This window comes from Kribbella sp. NPDC050459 (assembly GCF_040655315.1).
Taxonomy (GTDB): Bacteria; Actinomycetota; Actinomycetes; order Propionibacteriales; family Kribbellaceae; genus Kribbella.
In genome coordinates this window covers 302,000-321,627 of the sequence record NZ_JBFAJQ010000004.1, presented here as the reverse complement: position 1 = coordinate 321,627, position 19,628 = coordinate 302,000, and the positions used below count along the sequence as shown (strand labels likewise).

Here is a 19,628-nt window from a genome sequence, read left to right as displayed (position 1 = left end):
GTGCGACACCAGCTCCACCTGCCCTACATCGCCGCCCAGGACGAGGACGGCACCTGGATCGCCGAGGCCGCCCTCACCCCGGACATCTTCGTCTCCGGCGAAGGCGAAACCCGCGAGGCCTCCCTCGAGGACCTCCGCACCCAGATCACCCGCGCAGTAGCCGAATCCGGCGCCCCCGACCAACTCGTCGTCGACGTGGACATCCCGGAAAACTGACCCCAGCACAGTCCTACGATCGAACCGTGACCGGTTCGGTGGAAGAGGGTGCGGCGGAGCCCGGCAAGCCGGAGGCGTTGGAGCCGGACAAGGTGATGACGGCTGCGGAAGTGCTGGCGGAGAAGGATCCTCGGCGGGGGGTTGCGGACGCCAAGGGGGCGGTGCAGCGGCGGCCTCGGTTGTGGCGTGGGGGTGGGCGGATCCGGCGGGATCAGGGGGCCGAGCGGCAGAACGAAGGGCGTCGTCGCTGACGGCCGCGGGTCGTCATCGAATCGCAGCAGGACCGGATCGCGAGCCCTATTTGCTTGTACTGCCGAAGGGCCGTCAGACTGTGCGCAACGCCTTGCGGGACCGTCCGACCCACGGCGTCACCACATCACCGGAGTCGTCCGGACCCACGCGCAGTTCCTTCTTTTAACCCTGCCGCAACGGGGTACGAGGACAAGTGCATGTCCGTCCGAGTCCACACAGCGTCGTCACGTCGTGGCGGCGCGCAGCAGTGCCAGCCGCAGTACCGCTAGGTTTGGAGACACCCGATGGAGGTGAGCGTGACCGACATGCTGCCGGAGCAGCACCACGGACTGACGAAGAGTGACCCGCTGTGGTTCAAGCGGGCCGTCTTCTACGAGGTCCTCGTGCGGTCCTTCAAGGACTCGAACGCCGACGGCATCGGCGACCTGCAGGGCCTGACCGAGAAACTCGACTATCTCGAGTGGCTCGGCGTCGACTGTCTCTGGTTACCCCCGTTCTATCCGTCGCCGCTGCGCGACGGCGGGTACGACATCTCCGACTACACCAACGTGATGCCGGAGATCGGCACCGTGCCCGAGTTCGAGGAGTTCCTCAACCAGGCGCACGCCCGCGGCATCCGGGTGATCGTCGACTTCGTCATGAACCACACCTCGGACCAGCACCCCTGGTTCCAGGCGTCGCGGGAGGATCCGGACGGTCCGTACGGCGACTTCTACGTCTGGTCCGACACCGACGAGCTGTACTCCGACGCGCGCATCATCTTCGTCGACACCGAGTCCTCGAACTGGACCTGGGACCCGGTCCGCGGGCAGTACTTCTGGCACCGGTTCTACTCGAACCAGCCGGACCTGAACTTCGAGAACCCGGCCGTCGGCGATGCGATGATCGAGGCGCTGAAGTTCTGGCTGGACCGCGGCGTGGACGGCTTCCGGCTGGACGCGGTGCCGTACCTGTTCGAGACCGACGGCACCAACTGCGAGAACCTGCCGCGTACCCACGAGTTCCTGAAGCGGGTCCGCAAGGAGGTGGACGCGAACTACGAGGACCGCGTCCTGCTCTGCGAGGCGAACCAGTGGCCGGCCGACGTGGTCGAGTACTTCGGCGACCGCGACTCCGGCGGCGACGAGTGCCAGATGGCGTTCCACTTCCCGGTGATGCCGCGCATCTTCATGGGCGTGCGCCGGGAGTCGCGGTTCCCGATCTCGGAGATCCTGGCCCAGACACCGGAGATCCCGGACACCTGCCAGTGGGGCATCTTCCTGCGCAACCACGACGAGCTGACGCTCGAGATGGTCAGCGACGAGGATCGCGACTACATGTGGGGCGAGTACGCGCAGGACCCGCGGATGAAGGCCAACATCGGCATCCGCCGCCGGCTCGCACCGCTGCTGGACAACGACGTCAACAAGATGGAGTTGTTCACCGCGCTGCTGCTCAGCCTGCCCGGCTCCCCGATCCTGTACTACGGCGACGAGATCGGCATGGGCGACAACATCTGGCTGGGCGACCGCGACGGCGTCCGGACCCCGATGCAGTGGTCGCCGGACCGCAACGCCTCGTTCTCCACCGCGACGCCGGGCAAGCTCAGCCTGCCGGTGATCATGGACCCCGTCTACGGCTTCCAGGCGGTGAACGTCGAGGCCGAGATGGAGAACGCCTCGTCGCTGCTGCACTGGACCCGGCGGATGATCCAGACCCGCAAGCAGCACCCGTCGTTCGGCATGGGCACCTTCACCGACCTGGGCGGCTCCAACCCGAGCGTGCTGTCGTACGTCCGGGAGTTCGGCGACGACGTGGTGCTGTGCGTGAACAACCTGTCCAGGTTCCCGCAGCCGATCGAGCTGGACCTGCGGCAGTGGCAGGGCGTCGAGCCGGTCGAACTTCTCGGTGGTGTGCACTTCCCCACGATCGGGGAACTGCCCTACCTCTTGACCCTCGGTGCCCACGGTTTCTACTGGTTCCGGCTGCCGGTGGCGAAGCCGGATAACCACGAGGAGAGCATTTAAGTGACTTCCCATCTGGACCAGGTCCAGTCCTTCTGCGCGGGCCAGAGGTGGTTCGGCGAGAAGGGACACGACGTTCATGTCGAAGCGATGGCCACCTCGGCCTGGCTGTCGGACACGGACGCCTGGCCCGCGGTCCGGATCGGGTTCGTCTACTGTGCGGGTCCGCCCGGGATCGAGATCCCGATCCGGGTGTACCAGCTGCCGCTCAGCTACCACCACGCACCGGTCGAGAACCTCGGCCACGCGCTGGTCGGCGAGTGGGTCGAGCCGGACCTCGGCGACACCGAGGTCTGGGTGTACGACGCGCTGCACGACAAGGAAGCGACGCCGTACTGGCTGGACGGGCTGACGCACGGACGGCAGCTGGACGGGCTGGAGTTCCATCCCGTCCAGGCGCCGGACCACCACGTCGAGGTGCCGCCCGACGCACAGTCCCTGGTCCTCACCGTGGAGCAGAGCAACACGTCGCTGGTGTTCGGCGACGTGGCGTTGCTGAAGGTGTTCCGCCGGCTCGAGCCCGGGAGCAACCCCGGGGTCGAGATCGAGTCGGCGCTCACCGAGGCCGGGTCCGAGCTGGTCCCGGAGGTGCTGGGGTCGGCGCGCGGCAGGTGGCCGCGCGCGGGCGGCGGCACCGACAGCGGCGAGCTGGCGATGATGACGGCGTTCCAGAGCAACTCGACCGACGGCTGGTCGTTCGCGACCTCGTCGGTGCGGGACCTGTACGCCGAGGCCGACCTGCACGCCGAGGAGGTCGGCGGTGACTTCGCGCCGGAGTCGCACCGGCTCGGCGCGAGCACGGCGCAGGTGCATTCGGAGCTGGCGAAGGCGCTCGGCACCGACGTCTGGGAGCCGGCCAAGCTGGTCGAGCACGCGAACGCGATGCACCGGCGACTGGATCACGCGGCGTCGGTGATCCCGGATCTGCAGCCCTACCGCGACGGTCTCGGCCGGTGGTTCGACGCGCTCGCGGCCTACGACCAGCCGGTGACCGTGCAGCGGATCCACGGCGACTACCACCTGGGTCAGGTGCTGCGCACGATCGAGGGCTGGAAGCTGATCGACTTCGAGGGCGAGCCGGCCAAGTCGCTGGTCGAGCGCCGGGCGCTGGACACCCCGGTGAAGGACATCGCCGGGATGCTGCGCTCGTTCGACTACGCGGCCCGGTCGCTGCTGGAAGACCACCAGGGCGACCAGCAGATCGCGTACCGCGCGGCCGAGTGGGCGACGCGCAACCAGCAGGCCTTCTGCGACGGGTACGCCGAGGTGGCGGGTACCGACCCGCGCGGCCAGCACGTGCTGCTGAACGCGTTCCTCGCCGACAAGGTGATCTACGAGGTCCTCTACGAGGCCCGCAACCGGCCTACTTGGCTGCAGATCCCGCTGTCGGCCGCCGCGCAGTTGGCCGAACGCTAGACCCCGAATCTGCGCGCTGACCGACTGGGTTTGTGTACTTCGGGAGTCGACGGGTACGGGGTGCCGTGAACGACGACGTGATCGGGCAGGATGGGGCTTATGGGAGAGCGTGAAGCTTTTGAGGAGCCGGTGGTGTCGGCCGACAAGCCTGTGGTGACAGCGGTTCCGGTCAGCCGGACCGACCTCGAGCGGCTGGTCGCCGGCACGTTCCACGATCCCCATCAGGTGCTCGGCCCGCATCTCGGCGAGCACGGCGTCACCGTCCGCGCGCTCCGTCCGTACGCGAACAGCGTGACGGTGCTGTACGACGGGCAGCGCCTCGACCTGCGCCACGAGCACGACGGCGTCTGGGTCGGCGTCCTGGACCTCGACAAGGTCCCGGACTACCGGCTCGAGGTCACCTACACCGACGGTCCCGCGACCGAGGTCGACGACCCGTACCGGTACCTCCCGTCGCTCGGCGAGGTCGACCTGCACCTGATCGGCGAAGGCCGTCACGAGCAGCTGTGGACCGTGCTCGGCGCCCACGTCCGCCGCTACGAGGGCCCGGGCGGTGCCGTCACCGGTACGTCGTTCGCGGTCTGGGCGCCGAACGCGCAGGGCATCCGGCTGACCGCCGACTTCAACTTCTGGGACGGCCGGGCGCATCCGCTGCGGTCGCTCGGCTCCTCCGGCGTGTGGGAGCTGTTCGTGCCCGGCATCGGCCCGGGGACGCGGTACAAGTTCGACATCTGCGGCCGCGACGGCGTCTGGCGGCAGAAGGCCGACCCGATGGCGAACCTGGCCGAGACTCCCCCGGCGAACGCGTCCGTCGTGCACGAGTCGACGTACGAGTGGGACGACGCCGCGTGGATCGAGCGGCGCGCCGCGGCGCAGGCGTACGCCGAGCCGATGAGCGTGTACGAGGTGCATCTCGGCTCGTGGCGCAAGGGGAAGTCGTACCGCGAACTGGCCGACGAGCTCGTTGCCTATGTCAACGAGATGGGCTTCACCCATGTCGAGTTCATGCCGGTGATGGAGCACCCGTTCGGCGGCTCGTGGGGCTACCAGGTGACGTCGTACTTCGCGCCGACGTCGCGCTTCGGCGACCCCGACGAGTTCCGGTTCCTGGTCGACCGGCTGCACCAGGCCGGGATCGGCGTGATCGTGGACTGGGTGCCGGCGCACTTCCCGAAGGACGCCTGGGCGCTGGCCCGGTTCGACGGCACGCCGCTGTACGAGCACCCGGACCCGCGCCGCGGCGAGCAGCCCGACTGGGGCACGCTGGTCTTCGACTTCGGCCGTCCGCAGGTGCGGAACTTCCTGGTGGCGAACGCGATCTACTGGGCCGAGGAGTTCCACATCGACGGCCTGCGGGTGGACGCGGTCGCCTCGATGCTCTATCTGGACTACTCACGCTCCGAGGGGCAGTGGGTGCCGAACCAGTACGGCGGCCGGGAGAACCTGGAGGCCGTCTCGTTCCTGCAGGAGATGAACGCGACGCTCTACAAGCGGGTACCAGGCGTCATCACGGTGGCCGAGGAGTCGACGTCCTGGCCGGGCGTCACTCGGGCCACCCACCTCGGCGGGCTCGGGTTCGGCTTCAAGTGGAACATGGGCTGGATGAACGACTCGCTCCGCTACCTGGAGCACGAGCCGGTGCACCGGCAGTTCCACCACCACGAGATGACGTTCTCGATGATGTACGCCTACTCCGAGAACTTCGTCCTCCCGCTGTCCCACGACGAGGTCGTGCACGGCAAGGGCTCGCTGCTGCGCAAGATGCCGGGCGACCGCTGGCAGCAGCTCGCGAACCTGCGCGCCTACCTGGCGATGATGTGGGCGCACCCGGGCAAGCAGCTGCTGTTCATGGGGTGCGAGTTCGGTCAGGAGTCGGAGTGGTCGGAGAAGGGTGAGCTGGACTGGTGGCTGCTGGACCACAGCGACCACCAGGGCCTGCAGGACCTGGTCCGCGACCTGAACCGCGTCTACAAGGACAACCCGGCGTTCTGGGCGACCGACCACGACGCGGACAAGTTCAGCTGGATCGACGCGAACGACGCCGGCAACAACGTGTTCTCCTTCGTCCGGTACGGCCCTGACGACTCCGGGGGTCAGTCGGCCGTCGCGTGCATCGCGAACTTCTCGGCGATCCCGCACCACGGGTACCGTCTCGGCCTGCCGTACGCCGGCCGCTGGGAGGAGGTCGTCAACACCGACGCCACGTCGTACGGCGGGTCCGGTGTGGGCAACTTCGGCGCGGTGGAGGCCAACGGCACGCCGTGGCACGGGCTGGAGAGCAGCGCTGAGCTGTCCGTGCCACCCCTGGCGACGGTGTACCTGCGGTTCACCGGGTAGCGTTCACAGCGTGACCGCTCCGCTGACCGATGATGAACTGACGCTGCGACTCGCGCTCGACGACGAGGTGGTCGTCAGGTTCGACGTCGAGAACGGGCAGCCGGTCGGCACCGTCGAGGTCCGGCGGAGCACGCCGGGTGCCGGCCTGGTGGTCTGGGCGCTCGACGGCGGCACGGAGCTGGCGCAGCGGGCGCTCCGGTTGCTGAGCGAGTACGCGTTCGGTGAGCTCGGTCTGGAGCGGCTGCAGGTCGAGGTCGACGTGGAGCTGCATTCCTCCGCCCGGGTCGCGATCCGGTCCGGATTCCGGCGCGAGGGCGTGCTGCGCGGGGCCGCGCTGGTGGAGGGAGAGCGCCGCGACGTGGCCGTGTACGGCATGCGTGTCGACGATCCGCGTCCGGACACGGTGACGGGCTGGACCGCGTTGATGGATTCGGCGCTGCCGAAGAAGCGGGTGATCGCGCACGTCGTCGTCCGCGACACCGGTGGACGGGTGCTGCTGTGCCAGGTCAGCTACAAGAAGGACCTGGAGCTGCCCGGCGGAGTCGTCGAGCCGGACGAGGACCCGGCGACCGGTGCGTCCCGGGAGATGGAGGAGGAGCTCGGTACGGCGCTACCGCTGCTCGGCATCCTCGCGATCGACTGGCTGCCGCGGTGGGAGGGCTGGGGCGACGCGGTCGAGATCCTGTACGACGGCGGCGTCCACGACCCGTCGCTGATCGACCAGCTGCGGCCTGACGGCTTCGAGATCCGCTCGATCTCCTGGCACGCGCCGGACCAGCTCGCAGGCCTGGTCTCGCCACTCAACGCCCGCCGCCTGCCGATGATCCTGGCCGCGCCCAACGAACTCCATAACCTCAGCAACGGCTCCCCGATCACACCGTGAGCAAGGTCGCGAGCAGGCCTTTCAGGGAAGAGATCTAAGGAAAGAGATTTGGAGTGGTGGCTGGCTTGACGGTCAGCCGTAGGCCTGCCTGCGCGATTGAGCGCGTCCCTGATCAGCAGCCTCCTCCTGCTGACCGGCGCGCCCGTTGCACCTCCCGGCCCCCAACACCCTCCGTCAACTCCCAAAATCCGAAACCGCCAGGTAGCCAGCACCGGCCAACGTGGGACCGCTGCGTCCACGCCGCTCCACCACCCGACCGCGCGGGCACTCCGGTTCCGCCTTCGCGGCACCCCCGGTCTCGCCTTTGTAGCGGGCGGGTCCCGCGCTCGCCACGAGCGGCAGACGACAAACCGGCAGCCGTAACACGCGGGGGTGCGTGTGGCCGGCAAAGGGCGACGGGCCAGGCAGGTCGTCTGCCGAGCGGGCGGTTGCTTCACTGGCTCGGTCTGGGCGCCAGGACGAGCGATACCTTGCCGGAGGTGCCTTGAAGGATTCCGGTCACCTGACACGAACAGCAGCGCTGCGGGTGTGCGCGCCGCGGGTAGGAGGCGGCGTGGAACTTGGCTGCGCCGTTGTCGTCGACGACCGCCCCACTTTGCTGTCCGCCGCAGCACAACGGGCCCACCCGCATGCCCGCCGGGTAGGAGGTTGTTGTGTTGTCCGGCTTCAACCGGTCGCTGCGAAGGCGGCCGCTTGCTGGAGGGCAGCTTCGTCCGCCCGCCATCGAGAGCGGTCAGCGACGCTCTCCACTGCGATGTCCTCGGGCGCCCACGGACTGGCCGCGGTGGATTCGGACTCGCTCAAGCCCACATCGCGGCCGGGTGGGTGGGCGTGCGGCGGTGCCGTGCGCCTGGCGGCGGTGAGGGTAGGTGAGGGCTCGGCCCAGCTGGGGCGGGCGACGTGGACGACGCCGTCGAGGATGGTGATGTGCCAGCGGCCCCTGTGCAGGTCGGTGTGATGGCGACGGCACAGCAGAGCCAGGTTCGAGACCTTGGTGTCGCCGCCGTCGATCCAGGAGATCAGGTGATGGGCGTCGCACATGACCGGCGGCGCCCCACACACCACACAGCCCCGGTCACGGGTATCCAGGGCGCGACGCATCGCCTTGGTGACCAGCCGCACGCGGCGCCCCACATCCAGCGGTTCGGAGTTCGAGCCGAGCACCAGCGGGATGATGTTCGCGTCACAGGCCAGCCGCCGGATCGTGGCCGCGGACAGCCCGCCGCTGTAGACGGTGCGCCCGACCGCGTCCGCGGTCGCGGCCTTCAGGTCGTCCAGGTCGATCGTGACCGTGATGTTCGTCTTCGCGCCATACTCGGCCACCCGACCACCCGTGCCCGCGACGCCGGCGGTGTCCTCGGCGCCCGCGGCGCCCTCAGCGGCCGGCGCCGCGGCACCCGCGGCGGCGGCTGGGTCCCCTGTACCCGCGGTGCTCGCGGCGCCCTCGGTGCCCGTGGCGGGCCCGGCTGCGCGGCCGGGTGTGGGGCCGGTGGTGTCCCACACGGCGGCGGCGATGCTCAAGGCATCCGACAGCGCGTCGGCCTGGCGCTTGTCACGGGGCCGGGGGTCGTGTTCGCCGTCGACGGTCTTGTGCGGGCGGGCCCCGGCGTGCACGACCGCGCGCAGGAGTTCGGCGTTCTCGTTGGCCAGGAACCCCTTGAACTTCACGCCGTTGTCCGCAGCCGACAGCGTCAGGGACTCGCGTTCGTACGCCTTCAGTTCCTCGGGTTCGGGGCCGTCGGAGTCGAGCAGGTCGGCGATCTCCTTGGCGGCGGTGCGCAGTTCGCCGGGCGACAGGTGACCGGCCAGCCCGACCAGCTGCTCCGCAGCCGCGTCCAGATGCTCCACCGGCACCCGCGACCGGACCCGGTCCAGCCCGAACACGATCGCGGCCGCCTGCGCCGGTCGCAGCAACCACCCACCACCCACGCCAGCTTCAGCCGCGCCGGTGCCGTCAGCGGTGGCGTCGGCAGTGGCGTCGGATCCACCGTTGTCGTCGGTGGTTGCGGAGGAGGCGGTCCGTTCGAGGGCGTCGGACACGGCGGGATACTGCGTGGCGGTCTGGGCGAGCCGGAGGGTGCGGCGGGCGACCGGCGCGTCCAGGCGGTACCGGAAACGCAGCAGCTCGGCGGTGTCGCGGGCGCCGAGCTCCTCGGCGTACCCGGTGGACTCGATCGCCGCGACCACGCTCAACCGGTACGCCTCCAGGCGAGCGAGCTCGGCCTCCAGCATGTCGAGAGTGGACAGCAGTTCGCCGCCGCCCATCGACCACACCGGCCGTTCGCCCAGGAGTTCCATGCCATCGACCCTAGACGGTCCCACCGACAGTTTCCGAGCCGGAATCCCCTTATTTTGTGGGCTGTTCGTGGGCCCACACCCAGCAAACACCCCAGCAAACACCCCGGCCGACACTGGGCTCGGCGTCCACGGCCGCGTACGACAGCACCCGCTCCGTCCGCGCCACCATCCACACATCACCACCTGCGCTCAGGTCTGGTCGACGGTCGCGCGGACGTCAGGGACTTCCCAGCTGCTGCCACCGGCCCGGCAGGCCTGAGTAGCAGGACGAACCCGGCACCCCCTCAGGCCCACCGGATCCTGAGCTGGTCCATGAACCACTTGATGCCGGCCAGCCCCAGACACGTACTCCTGCACTTTCCGTTCTCGCTTCGGGTCCTCGATGATCTGCGGCAGGGCTCGGGGCGCCCGCCGGCGCTGGGCGGCATGTCAGGACACGCGGACCGCCAGCGGACTGCCGATCACCTGCCAGGCACCCAAGTCCCCTCTATCTCTTTCTTTGTTCTTTCTTGCAGGGGCGCGAGCTATCTGGTGAGCTGGCTGACGCACCAGGTGTAGTGGCCGTCGGCGGCGTTTTCGTCGTAGATGGTTGCGGTGATGATTGCGTAGGCCTTGCGGTAGACGCGCATTCGGTGCCGGTCGTGGCCCAGTTCTGCGAATCGGTTGGTCAGGAGGTCGTCCAGGCGGCGGGCTTCGGATGAGTACATGTCGAAGAAGCCGGCCGCCAAGGAAGCCTCGAAGGTGTTGTCACCTGCTGTGGACAAGAAACCCCAATCGAGCACCGCCGCCACCTGCGCGCCGTCCATCAGGACGTTCGGCGGGCAGATGTCGCCGTGCACGACACTGAGCCCACCCTCGAGCTCGGCAAGTTCGGCCAGCACCTTGTCCAGCAGGTCGGGGAAATCGGGTACGTCGCGCGCCAGGTGAACCCCCGCGGCGTCGGCGCGGCGGCGTACCAATGCGGCGAGGCTCTCGCCCCAGGACCCCTCCCAGAACGGCTGGTTGAGGACGGGAAGCGACGTGCCGGCCGGGCCTGGTGTCGTGGCACCCAACGCCTCGACGACTGAGACGAAAGCGTCCACGGCGACCTTTTCCGGCAACCCGGCCTCGTGCAGCGGGACACCGGTCAGCTTGTCCTCGACGCTGATCGCCAGCCCGTCCTCCCCCGCGGTGACCTCCCGGATCCGCGGCGTCCGGAACGGCAGCTCCGGCAGCTCGTCGAGGAACGCCTGCAACGGCCGGACGTCCTCCGGCCGCCGATCGAACCAGATCTTGCGGACCGTCCCGTCGCCGAGGTCGTAGACGGCGCCTTCCATGCCTTGCCCGATGAGCTCCACCGGGCCGACCCTAACGGACGAAGCGAATCGTCAACGGGTACCTGTAGTCGTTCCCGCCGGAGGCGGCGACCGTCGCGAGGATGATCACCACCAGCGCCACGACCGCACCGATGGCCACCAGCGGTACGACGATCAGCACCCCGAGCCCGAACGTGACGAAGATCAGCACGGCCGCGACCGCGGAGTAGATCAGCAGCGAGATCTGGAAGTTCAGCGACTCCACCGCGTGCCGGCGGACGAAGTCCGAGCGGTACCGGAACACCAGCCAGATGATCAACGGGCACAGGAACCCCATCGCGAACCAGGCCGCGACCAGCACCCCGATGTGCGCGACCATCGCCCACGTCCGCTCTTCCGAGGCCGACAGCGGCGGCCCGGCGTTCGGCGTACTCATACTCAATTGACTTCCTCCCCGCCGCTATCGGCGCGGACTCCTGCCGTGCCGCCGGCGCGGCACCTCGGTGGGGTTCCTGATTCTACGGCAGCCGCCGGAACGGAGCCCGGTCCTACGCCGCCTCCACAGGCGTTTGATCTCTCCGCCAGCCCGGCGGCGAGGATATTACGAGCGGCGTTCTCGTCTCTGTCATGGACGGCGCCGCAGACGCAGGCCCACTCCCGGACCTGAAGTGCTGCCGGCCCCGTCACCAGTCCACAGGCCGAGCACAGTCGAGTGGACGGGAACCATCTGTCGACCCGACTGACGGTACGGCCGTAACGAATCGCCTTTTCTTCCAGAAGCCGAACGAACTGGCCCCAGGCAGCGTCGTGCACACTCTTACCGAGACGTGTCCTGGCCATGCCGACGATCGACAGGTCTTCGACGTGGACCGCTTGGTTCTCGCGGATCAGTTGAAGTGCTGTCTGGTGGGCATGGTCACGTCGAGTCTCTCTGACCTTTCGATGGATGACGGCTATTCGTCGGCGCGCTTTGAGCCAGTTGGCCGAACCTTTGACCTTGCGCGACAACGCACGCTGCGCCTGCGCGAGTTTTTGCTCCCGTCGGCGAAGGAACCGCGGGTTCGCGATCGACCTGACGGTTCCATCCGTGGATGCGATGGTGGCCAGCGTGGTCAAACCGAGATCAATCCCCGCCGCTCGCGCCACCGGAGGCAGCGGAGAGGTCTCGATGCTCACGACGAACGACGCGTAGTACCTGCCGTCCGGCTCCCGGATCAGGGTTACCGAGGATGGCACCGACGGCAAGTCACGGGACCAGCGGACTGAGATCTGTCCGACCTTTGCGATGTACAGTTTGTCGCCGCGCAGCGAGAATCCATTGCGGGTCAGGCGAATGGACTGGCGCCCATGCTTGCGGCGGTACCGGGGACGGCCGACCTTCCGTCCCTTGCGACGGCCGCTCAGCGAATCGAACCAGTTCCGGTAGGCGCGCCGCGCGTCTTGCAGGCCTGGACCAGTGCAACCGAGGCAACCTCCGCAAGCCAACTCCGATCCGGAGTGGCCTTGGCCGATGTGATCACCCGGCGCTGCACCTCGGTGTCGGTGATCGTGGCCCCGGCCAGAAAGGCCGCTTCCCGCGCAGCCAGCGCGTCGTTGAACACCACCCGCGCGCACCCGAACGCCCTAGCCAGGGCTCTAGCCTGACCGGTAGTTGGATACACGCGATAGCGGTAGCGGGCTAACACGACAGCAACCGTACGTGCCGCCATGGACAGATTCTGTAGTCGCCGATGCACCGATTCCTTTTTGCGGGGTTCTCGGTCTGTACCGGTGACAGAGCTGCAACGAAAGGAACGGGCGATGGCGGCGGTGACGAGCCAGGGAGTGGTGATGGGTGAGTTCGGAGTGACCGAGCCGTTCCGCAGGGAGTTGCTGGCGCACTGCTACCGGATGCTCGCGTCGGTGCACGAGGCCGAGGACGCGGTGCAGGAGACGTACCTGCGGGCCTGGCGGTCGTGGGGCGACTTCGAGGGCAGGTCGTCGGTGCGGGTCTGGCTGTACCGCATCGCGACCAACGTGTGCCTGACCGCGCTCGAGCAGCGTCGCCGCCGCGCGCTGCCGTCGGGGATCGCCGCGCCGAGTACGGATCTCGCCGCCCCGCCCCCGGCCGAGCCGGACGGGACCGCCTGGATCGAGCCGATCGCCGAGTCGCTCGTCGCCGCCGATCCCGCGTCGATCGTCACGCTGAGGGAGAGCCTGCGGCTGGCGCTGATCGCTGCCCTGCAGTACCTGCCGCCCAAGCAACGCGCCGTACTGATCCTGCGCGAGGTGCTCGGGTTCCCGGCGGCGGAGGTGGCGGCGATGCTCGACACCTCGGTCGCCGCCGTGAAGAGCACGCTGCAACGCGCGCGGGCCCGCCTGGACGAGACGGCGCCGTCGCAGGACGAGGTCCTGGAGCCCACCGACCCCGTAGCTCGCGCCTTGCTCGACGACTACGTCACCGGCTTCGAGAACGCCGACACCGCGGCGCTCGAACGTGCCCTGCGTGCGGACGCCGCGATCGAAATGGTCGGTACGACGGCCTGGTTCGACGGCCGCGTGATGTGCCTGCGGGTGCTGGCCGCCGCTGTCGGCTCCCCCGGTGACTGGCGGATGCTCCCGATCGTCGCGAACGGCCAGCCCGCGGTCGGCGCGTACTTCAAGGGCGAGCCGTACGGCGTCGCCGTACTGACGCCGACTCGCACCGGTCTGACGCACATCCACGTCTTCAGCGACCCGGATCTCGTCACTCGCTTCGGGCTACCTGCACAGTCCGATGGGCATGGTGGCTCGTACTGAACAGGGCCAGCGCCAGTACGACGAGGCCGACCGCGACCGTCGGCCACCAGACGACATGCTCGGCGCGGACGAACTGCTGCGGATCGGTCGTCGCGCTGCCGATGATCGACCCCGCGACCGCGACACCGAGCGACGTACCGGTCTGCCGGCCGACCGACGCGAGCGAGCCGGCCAGACCGGCCATCGACCCGGGCATGCCGGACACTGCCGCGTTCGCGATCGGCGGGTTGATCGTGCCGAGGAAGACGCCGAACAGCAGGAAGATCCCGAGCACGACCGGCAGCGGGGTCGCCGGCCCGATCCCGAGCGAGGCGAACGCGCCGAGCGTCAGCGCCGTACCGGCCACGACGAGCGGCAGCCGCGGGCCTCGCGCGCCCACCACCCGGCCCGTGAGCGGTGAGAGCACGGTGATCAGCAGGCCGACGGGGAGCAGGCACAGACCCGCGTCCAGGGCGGACAGGTCGCGGATGCTCTGCAGGTACAGCGTCGTGACGAACAGGAACGCGCCGAACCCGGTGTACGCGAACATCGCGATCACCACCGCGGAGCTGAACGGGATGCTGCGGAACAGGCGCAGCTCGAGCAGCGGCTCCGCCCGGCGGCGCTCGTACGCGATCAGCAGGACCGCGGCGACGACCGCCGTGACGATCAACGGCGGCCGCCACGCGTTCTTCTCGATGATCGCGGACACCACGCTGCCGAGCAGCAGCACGACCAGGAGCTGGCCGACCGGGTCGAAGCGCCGGCCGCGGGCGGCGCGGGACTCCGGCACATACAGGCTGGTGAACAGCACCGCGAGCGCGACGATCGGCAGATTGACCCAGAAGACCGAGCGCCAGCCGAGGCCGTCGACGAGCGCGCCGCCGAGGATCGGGCCGAGGACGAGCGAGAGCCCGGCGGTCGCGCCGAAGATCCCGATCGCGCGAGCCCGCTCGGCGCGGTCCGGGAAGACCGTCACCACGATCGCCATCGCGACCGGGTTCAGCATCGTGCCCCCGACCGCCTGCACGGCGCGGGCGGCGACCAGCGCCTCGATGCCGGGCGCCAGGCTGCAGAGCAGCGAGCCGAGCCCGAAGACGATCAGCCCGAGGCGGAACATGCGCTTGCGGCCGAAGCGGTCGGCGGTGGAGCCGGCCAGCAGCAGGAAGCTCGCCAGCACCAACGTGTAGGCGTCGACGGTCCACTGCAGGCCGGCCGTCGACGCGCCGAGGTCGTCGCGGATCGCGGGCAGCGCCATGTTCACGATCGAGATGTCCATCACCGAGACGAGCAGGCTCGCGCAACAGATCGCGAGCACGGCGTACCGGCGGGCGCCGACGGTTTCCTCGAGCGTTGTCATACCGGCCACGCTAGGATTTAGAGCGTGCTCGAAGTCAACGAACGTGGGATCAGTATCGCCGAAGCCGCCGAACACACCGGCGTCAGCGTCCACACACTGCGGTACTACGAGCGCGCGGGGCTGGTCGTCACCACGGTCGACCGGACCGCAGGCGGGCGCCGCCGGTACCGCCAGATCGACCTGGACTGGATCAAGATCTGCACCCGGTTCCGTGCCACCGGGATGCCGATCCGCACCATCCGCAAGTACGCCGAGCTCGTCACGGCCGGCCGCGGCAACGAGAAGGACCGCCTGGAGCTGCTGGAGACGCACCGGTCGGAGATTCTCACCCAACTCGCCGCGCTGCAGGACAGCCTCGAGCTCATCGATCACAAGATCGACGTCTACCGGGGCCGCCTCGAAGCAGGCGACGCGGACAGGCTCTGGGCGCCTAGCGCAGACTCGTGAGCCGGGCGGTCAGGAAGCGGCGCTCGGTTTCGTTGGCGGTCAGCTCGATCGCCTTCTCGTAGGCCTCGGCCGCTTCCGGCCGGCGGTCGAGGCGGGTGAGGACGTCGGCCCGCGTTGCCGGCAAGTACGCGTACGCCGCGAGCGCCGGCTCCTTATCGAGGGCATCCAGTTCGGCGAGCACCGCCTCCAGGTCGGCGCCCGGGACCAGACTGCGGGCCGCCACCCGGTTGAGCGCGACGATCGGGGTCGGCCAGCTCACCATCATCGCGTCGTACATCCGGACCACCTGACGCCAGTCCGTCTGCTCCCACGACGGCGCGGTCACGTGCAGACCGGCAACCGCCGCCTGCAGCGCGAACCGCCCGTGCCCGCGCTGCAGCGCCGCCGTGGCCCGCGCGACTCCCTCGGCCAGCAGCTTCCCGTTCCAGCGCGACCGGTCCTGGTCCGCCAGGAGGACCAGCTCGCCGTCGGTGCTGACCCGTGCATCGCCGCGCGCCTCGGTCATCAACAGCAACCCGAGCAGCGCCTGCGGCTCCGGCTCGTCCGGCATCAGCCGCTCCAGCAACCGCGCCAGCTCGATCGCCCGCCCGGTCAGGTCGGTCCGGGTCAGCTCCGCCCCGGTAGCGACGTACCCGGCCGTGTAGACCAGGTGGACGACGGTCAGCACCACATCCATCCGCGCCGGCAGCTCGTGATCGGCCGGGATGCGGTACGGGATCCCGGCCGCCGCGATCTTCTTCTTCGCCCGGGTGATCCGCGCCGCCGCCGTCGCCTCGGCGATCAGCAGCACCGCGGCGACCTCGCGCGTGGTCAGCCCGCAGATCAGCCGCAGCGTCAACGCCACCTGCGACTCCCGCGCGAGCGCCGGGTGGCAGCAGGTGAACACCAGCCGCAACGGATCCGTCGGCTGCTCGGCGTCGCCGGGCTCCTCCACCAGCAGCGGCAGCTTCCGCCGCAGGTTGGTCTCGCGACGCAGCCGGTCGAGCGCCAGCCGCCGGGCGACCGTGGTCAGCCAGCCGGCCGGGTTGTCCGGGATCCCGTCCGGCCAGGTGCGGAGCGCCCGGACGAACGCGTCCTGCGTGCAGTCCTCCGCCAAGTCCAGGTCGCGCGTCAAGCGCACCACGGACGCCAGCACCGTCGACCAGCGCTCCCGGTGCACCCTGTCCACCACTCGGGTCACCTCAACGGCTTCGGTCACCTTCTCCCCCTGCCCGACGGGTACGCCGGCGCGGCAGTACGCCGGCGTACCCGGGTCGACGACACGCTCAGGCCGGTGGTGCGGCGTCCTCGGACGTCGGCATCACGGGCCGGACCTCGATGTTGCCGGACGGGCAGAGCTTCGCCAGCTCCAGCGCCTGGTCGAGGTCCCGGGCCTCGATGACGTAGAACCCGCCGAGCGCCTCCCGGGTCTCGATGAACGGCCCGTCGGTGACCAGCGGCTCGGCGCCCTCACGGTTCTTGACCGTGCTCGCCGTGCTGGACCGCTCCAGCGCCTCCCCGCCGAGGATCCGCGCCCCGGCCTTCTCCACCGCCGCCGCGAACTCCCCGTGCAGCTTCATCGCCTGCTGCCACTCGTCGCGGGTCAGGTTGTCGTACCACTCCTCGCTGTCGAACAGCAGGAACATGTACTGCGCCATCTCGGACTCCCCTTGTCTCGCGCTTCCTCCGTGCGCTTCCTACTTGGACATCTTGCTGACGAACGCCCCGACACGGAATCGACAACACCCGGGAAGAATCTTTATTACCGTGGGGTACATGGAGCACCTCGACGTCCTGATCGTCGGCGCCGGCCTGTCCGGCATCGGCGCGGCGTACCGGATCCAGACCCGCAGCCCCGACCGCACGTACGCCGTGCTGGAGGGCCGTGCCGCGCTCGGCGGCACCTGGGACCTGTTCCGGTACCCGGGGGTGCGGTCGGACTCGGACATGTTCACGCTCGGGTTCCCGTTCCACCCGTGGAAGGCGGCGAAGGCGATCGCCGACGGTCCGGCGATCCTCGACTACCTGCACGAGACCGCAGCGGCGTACGGCATCGACAAGCACATCCGCTTCAACCAGCGCGTCGTCAGCGCCTCGTGGTCGTCCGCGGACGCGGTGTGGACGGTGCGGACCGCGGACACGGCGTACACCTGCTCGTTCCTCTACGTGTGCAGCGGGTACTACGACTACGACTCGGGGTATGTCGTCGACTTCGACGGCAAGGAGGACTTCCAGGGGCAGATCGTGCACCCGCAGCACTGGCCGGACGAGCTGGACTACGCCGGCCGGCGCGTGGTGGTGATCGGCAGCGGCGCGACCGCCGTGACGCTGGTGCCCGCGATGGCGGGTACGGCGGCGCACGTGACCATGCTGCAGCGGTCGCCCAGCTACGTCGCCTCCCGTCCGGCGCGCGACGCTCTGTCCGACCGCATCCGCGCCGTACTGCCGGAGAAGCTCGCGCACAGCGTCATCCGCGGGAAGAACGTCGCGCTGAGCACCGCGGTGTACGGCGCGTTCCGGAAGTGGCCGGCGCACGCGGCGTGGCTGCTGAACAGCACCGTCGCCAAGCAGCTTCCTTCGTCGATCCCTGTGGATCCGCATTTCACGCCCCGGTACAAGCCCTGGGACCAGCGGCTCTGCCTGGTCCCGGACGCCGACCTGTTCAAGGCGCTGCGCAACGGCTCGGCGTCGGTGGTGACCGACGAGATCGACCGGTTCACCCCGACCGGACTGCGGCTGCGGTCCGGCCGGGAGCTGGAGGCCGATCTCGTGGTCACCGCGACCGGCCTCCGTATGGTTGCGCTCGGCAACATCGAGGTGACGGTCGACGGGCGGCGGGTCGCGCCGCACGACACCTTCGTCTACAAGGGCATGATGCTGAGCGGCGTACCCAACCTCGCCTGGTGCATCGGCTACACCAACAACTCCTGGACGTTGCGCTCCGACCTCACCTCGAAGTACGTCACGCGGCTGCTCAACCACCTCACCGCGACCGGCACCCGGATCTGTGTCCCCGACATCGACCCCGCCGAGTACGACGCCCCGCCCCGCCCGGTCGTCGACCTCACCTCCGGCTACATCCGCCGCGCCGCCGCCCTCCTCCCCCGCCAAGGCACCCAGGGGCCGTGGCGGCTACGGCAGAACTACCCGCGCGACCTGCTGACACTTCGCTACAACCGCCTCGACGACGGCATCATGCACTTCAGCTGACGGGTGCCGGCGGTTGCGGGCCGACGTAGGTGGCGATCGGGCGGATGATCTTCGGGTCGGTGGACTGCTCGAGGATGTTGGCGGACCAGCCGATGATGCGGCTGACGGCGAACGTCGGCGTGAACATGGCGCGCGGGATGCCGCACAGCTCCATCACGACACCGGCGTAGAACTCGACGTTGGCGTAGAGGTTGCGGCCCGGCTTCAGCTCCGCAAGGACGTCGACGATGCGCTGCTCGACGGTGGTCGCGAAATCCACCAGGTCGCCGCCGATCCCGCGGGCGATGTCGCGCAGCATCAGCGAGCGCGGGTCCTCGGTGCGGTACACCGCGTGCCCGAAGCCCATGATCCGGTCGCCGGCGGACACCTTCGCGCGGACCCAGTCGTCGATGCGGTCCGGCGTACCGATCTCGTCGAGGCTGGCGAGGGCGCGGTCCGGCGCGCCGCCGTGCAGCGGCCCCGAGAACGCACCGATCGCGCCCGCGACGGCCGCGACCACGTCCGCGCCGGTGGAGGCGATCACCCGGGCGGTGAAGGTCGACGCGTTGAAGCCGTGGTCGACGGTCGAGACCAGATAGTGCTCGATCGCGGTCGCGTGGACGGCGGTCGGCTCGGTGCCGGTCACCAGGTACAGCCAGTTCTCGGCTGCTGAGAGGTCGGCGCGGGGCTCGAGCGGCTGCTGTCCTTCGCGGAGCCGGTAGAGGGCCGCGAGGATGGTCGGCGTCACGGCGCAGACCAGCATGGCGTCGGCCTTGCGACGTGCCGGGTCGGCGTCCCACAGCGGCGGCAGACCGCGCACTGCGGCGAGCAGCGACAGCGCGGTGCGGAGACCGGCCAGCGGGTTGAACGTCGTACCGGCGGTCGCGATCGCCGGGAGGACCGCGGCGACCTCGGCGGGAAGGACGCGCAGCGGGGCGAGCTCGGCGGTGAAGCGGGCGCGCTCGGCGTCGGTCGGGAGGTGGCCCTCGAACATCAGGTACCAGACGTCTTCGAGCGTCTTGGACTTGGCGAGATCGATCGCCGAGTACTGGCGGTAGTGGTAGAACCCTTCGTCGCCGCGGACGTCGCCGAGGGTCGTCTCGGTGACGACGACATTGCGCAGGCCGGGCGGTGCAGTGATCGTTGATGACATATCTTCAGAGTTGACAGGCAATCAACAGTTGTCAATATTGATC

Annotated in this window: 18 protein-coding genes and 1 pseudogene; 9 read left to right on the top strand and 10 right to left on the bottom strand. The window is 69.3% G+C overall.

Features of this window, described 5'->3' with window-relative positions; all coding sequences use genetic code 11:
• The 6 genes from AB0I12_RS17550 to AB0I12_RS17525 all read left to right on the top strand — a co-directional run bounded on the left by AB0I12_RS17550 (position 1) and on the right by AB0I12_RS17525 (position 7,107).
• The gene (locus AB0I12_RS17550) at positions 1–216 is read left to right on the top strand and encodes a hypothetical protein (RefSeq protein ID WP_359930273.1); all 216 of its coding nucleotides are present in this window, start codon (positions 1–3) and stop codon (positions 214–216) included.
• Between the two features lie 26 nt (positions 217–242).
• Positions 243–467: a hypothetical protein gene (locus AB0I12_RS17545; protein ID WP_359930271.1), complete on the top strand. Its 225-nt coding sequence runs from the start codon at positions 243–245 to the stop codon at positions 465–467.
• 306 nt (positions 468–773) lie between these two features.
• Positions 774–2,474, top strand: a complete 1,701-nt coding sequence (gene treS / locus AB0I12_RS17540) for a maltose alpha-D-glucosyltransferase (protein ID WP_359930897.1) — start codon at positions 774–776, stop codon at positions 2,472–2,474.
• Positions 2,475–3,887 (top strand): aminoglycoside phosphotransferase, encoded by a 1,413-nt coding sequence (locus AB0I12_RS17535; RefSeq protein WP_359930269.1) that lies wholly within the window; start codon positions 2,475–2,477, stop codon positions 3,885–3,887.
• Positions 3,888–3,986: 99 nt separating this feature from the next.
• On the top strand, positions 3,987–6,224 hold the full coding sequence (gene glgB / locus AB0I12_RS17530; protein ID WP_359930268.1) for a 1,4-alpha-glucan branching protein GlgB: 2,238 nt from the start codon (positions 3,987–3,989) through the stop codon (positions 6,222–6,224).
• 10 nt (positions 6,225–6,234) lie between these two features.
• Entirely contained in the window at positions 6,235–7,107 is an 873-nt protein-coding gene (locus AB0I12_RS17525) for a GNAT family N-acetyltransferase (RefSeq protein WP_359930266.1), read from the top strand.
• A 666-nt stretch (positions 7,108–7,773) separates the two neighbouring features.
• Here AB0I12_RS17525 and AB0I12_RS17520 read toward each other — a convergent pair.
• The 6 genes and pseudogenes from AB0I12_RS17520 to AB0I12_RS17495 form a co-directional block, all read right to left on the bottom strand.
• The gene (locus AB0I12_RS17520; protein WP_359930264.1) at positions 7,774–9,405 is read right to left on the bottom strand and encodes a DUF222 domain-containing protein; all 1,632 of its coding nucleotides are present in this window, start codon (positions 9,403–9,405) and stop codon (positions 7,774–7,776) included.
• Positions 9,406–9,929: 524 nt separating this feature from the next.
• On the bottom strand, positions 9,930–10,742 hold the full coding sequence (locus AB0I12_RS17515; protein WP_359930262.1) for a phosphotransferase: 813 nt from the start codon (positions 10,740–10,742) through the stop codon (positions 9,930–9,932).
• A 10-nt stretch (positions 10,743–10,752) separates the two neighbouring features.
• Positions 10,753–11,136 carry a DUF4870 domain-containing protein gene (locus AB0I12_RS17510; RefSeq protein ID WP_359930260.1) on the bottom strand — a complete coding sequence of 128 codons (384 nt, stop codon included), beginning with the start codon at positions 11,134–11,136 and terminating at the stop codon, positions 10,753–10,755.
• A gap of 2 nt (positions 11,137–11,138) precedes the next feature.
• Positions 11,139–12,185 (bottom strand): transposase, encoded by a 1,047-nt coding sequence (locus AB0I12_RS17505; protein ID WP_359930258.1) that lies wholly within the window; start codon positions 12,183–12,185, stop codon positions 11,139–11,141.
• Positions 12,101–12,304: a hypothetical protein gene (locus AB0I12_RS17500; RefSeq protein WP_359930912.1), complete on the bottom strand. Its 204-nt coding sequence runs from the start codon at positions 12,302–12,304 to the stop codon at positions 12,101–12,103. The genes AB0I12_RS17505 and AB0I12_RS17500 overlap by 85 nt, the downstream gene beginning before the upstream one ends.
• A 15-nt stretch (positions 12,305–12,319) precedes the next feature.
• Positions 12,320–12,409: pseudogene (locus tag AB0I12_RS17495) on the bottom strand (helix-turn-helix domain-containing protein); the annotation flags it as partial.
• Between the two features lie 121 nt (positions 12,410–12,530).
• Between AB0I12_RS17495 and AB0I12_RS17490 the strand changes: the two are divergent.
• Entirely contained in the window at positions 12,531–13,478 is a 948-nt protein-coding gene (locus tag AB0I12_RS17490) for an RNA polymerase subunit sigma-70 (RefSeq protein WP_359930256.1), read from the top strand.
• Here the strand turns inward: AB0I12_RS17490 and AB0I12_RS17485 are convergent.
• Positions 13,426–14,817 carry an MFS transporter gene (locus tag AB0I12_RS17485; protein ID WP_359930254.1) on the bottom strand — a complete coding sequence of 464 codons (1,392 nt, stop codon included), beginning with the start codon at positions 14,815–14,817 and terminating at the stop codon, positions 13,426–13,428. The two genes, AB0I12_RS17490 and AB0I12_RS17485, sit on opposite strands and share 53 nt — an antisense overlap.
• A gap of 24 nt (positions 14,818–14,841) precedes the next feature.
• Here AB0I12_RS17485 and AB0I12_RS17480 point away from each other — a divergent pair, with 24 nt between their 5' ends.
• A complete protein-coding gene (locus AB0I12_RS17480; protein WP_355699930.1) occupies positions 14,842–15,264 on the top strand; it encodes a MerR family transcriptional regulator in 423 nt (140 codons plus the stop codon).
• Here the strand turns inward: AB0I12_RS17480 and AB0I12_RS17475 are convergent.
• Positions 15,248–16,462 carry a sigma-70 family RNA polymerase sigma factor gene (locus tag AB0I12_RS17475; protein WP_359930252.1) on the bottom strand — a complete coding sequence of 405 codons (1,215 nt, stop codon included), beginning with the start codon at positions 16,460–16,462 and terminating at the stop codon, positions 15,248–15,250. The two genes, AB0I12_RS17480 and AB0I12_RS17475, sit on opposite strands and share 17 nt — an antisense overlap.
• 67 nt (positions 16,463–16,529) lie before the next feature.
• The gene (locus AB0I12_RS17470) at positions 16,530–16,901 is read right to left on the bottom strand and encodes a YciI family protein (protein WP_134010936.1); all 372 of its coding nucleotides are present in this window, start codon (positions 16,899–16,901) and stop codon (positions 16,530–16,532) included.
• 118 nt (positions 16,902–17,019) lie between these two features.
• Between AB0I12_RS17470 and AB0I12_RS17465 the strand changes: the two genes are divergently transcribed.
• Positions 17,020–18,453 (top strand): NAD(P)/FAD-dependent oxidoreductase, encoded by a 1,434-nt coding sequence (locus AB0I12_RS17465; protein WP_359930249.1) that lies wholly within the window; start codon positions 17,020–17,022, stop codon positions 18,451–18,453.
• Here AB0I12_RS17465 and AB0I12_RS17460 read toward each other — a convergent pair.
• The gene (locus AB0I12_RS17460; protein ID WP_359930248.1) at positions 18,446–19,585 is read right to left on the bottom strand and encodes a citrate/2-methylcitrate synthase; all 1,140 of its coding nucleotides are present in this window, start codon (positions 19,583–19,585) and stop codon (positions 18,446–18,448) included. The genes AB0I12_RS17465 and AB0I12_RS17460 overlap by 8 nt on opposite strands.
• Between the last annotated feature and the right edge of the window lie 43 nt (positions 19,586–19,628).

Excerpts from the sequence above, each read along its gene's own strand:
- treS (WP_359930897.1), top strand. The coding sequence starts at position 774 with ATGCTGCCGGAGCAGCACCACGGACTGACGAAGAGTGACCCGCTGTGG.
- glgB (WP_359930268.1), top strand. The coding sequence starts at position 3,987 with ATGGGAGAGCGTGAAGCTTTTGAGGAGCCGGTGGTGTCGGCCGACAAG.
- AB0I12_RS17520 (WP_359930264.1), bottom strand. The coding sequence starts at position 9,405 with ATGGAACTCCTGGGCGAACGGCCGGTGTGGTCGATGGGCGGCGGCGAA.
- AB0I12_RS17510 (WP_359930260.1), bottom strand. The coding sequence starts at position 11,136 with ATGAGTACGCCGAACGCCGGGCCGCCGCTGTCGGCCTCGGAAGAGCGG.
- AB0I12_RS17490 (WP_359930256.1), top strand. The coding sequence starts at position 12,531 with ATGGGTGAGTTCGGAGTGACCGAGCCGTTCCGCAGGGAGTTGCTGGCG.
- AB0I12_RS17485 (WP_359930254.1), bottom strand. The coding sequence starts at position 14,817 with ATGACAACGCTCGAGGAAACCGTCGGCGCCCGCCGGTACGCCGTGCTC.
- AB0I12_RS17470 (WP_134010936.1), bottom strand. The coding sequence starts at position 16,901 with ATGGCGCAGTACATGTTCCTGCTGTTCGACAGCGAGGAGTGGTACGAC.
- AB0I12_RS17465 (WP_359930249.1), top strand. The coding sequence starts at position 17,020 with ATGGAGCACCTCGACGTCCTGATCGTCGGCGCCGGCCTGTCCGGCATC.
- AB0I12_RS17460 (WP_359930248.1), bottom strand. The coding sequence starts at position 19,585 with ATGTCATCAACGATCACTGCACCGCCCGGCCTGCGCAATGTCGTCGTC.